The organism is Chitinophaga varians, from assembly GCF_014529945.1.
In the GTDB taxonomy this organism is placed as follows: Bacteria; Bacteroidota; Bacteroidia; order Chitinophagales; family Chitinophagaceae; genus Chitinophaga; species Chitinophaga varians.
In genome coordinates, this window is sequence record NZ_JACVFB010000051.1 from 1 (window position 1) to 321 (window position 321).

Below are 321 nucleotides of genomic sequence, written 5' to 3' on the forward strand. Positions count from 1 at the left end.
GGCCGTACATCTTGTGTTGTGTGTAAGAACTAAGTTGATTAAGTGGAGGATATCGGATTCGAACCGATGACCCCCTGCGTGCAAGGCAGGTGCTCTAGCCAACTGAGCTAATCCCCCGTAATCATTGTAGACCCGAGCAGATTTGAACTGCTGACCCCTACATTATCAGTGTAGTGCTCTAACCAGGCTGAGCTACGGATCTGTCTAGGTTGCCGGTTGCTGGTATCTATTCACTTAACCGTTCCAGTCCTTATTACCAACTTGGCGATTTGTTTTCTAAAGAACTTAATGTTTTTGAAAGAAGAAGGAAACAACAGCTCA

Annotated in this window: 2 tRNA genes; both read right to left on the reverse strand. The window is 45.5% G+C overall.

Annotated elements, in window-relative coordinates:
* Window positions 1-43: 43 nt before the first annotated feature.
* Window positions 44-117: transfer RNA gene (locus ICL55_RS34995), tRNA-Ala, on the reverse strand.
* Window positions 118-127: 10 nt separating this feature from the next.
* Window positions 128-202: transfer RNA gene (locus ICL55_RS35000), tRNA-Ile, on the reverse strand.
* Between the last annotated feature and the right edge of the window lie 119 nt (window positions 203-321).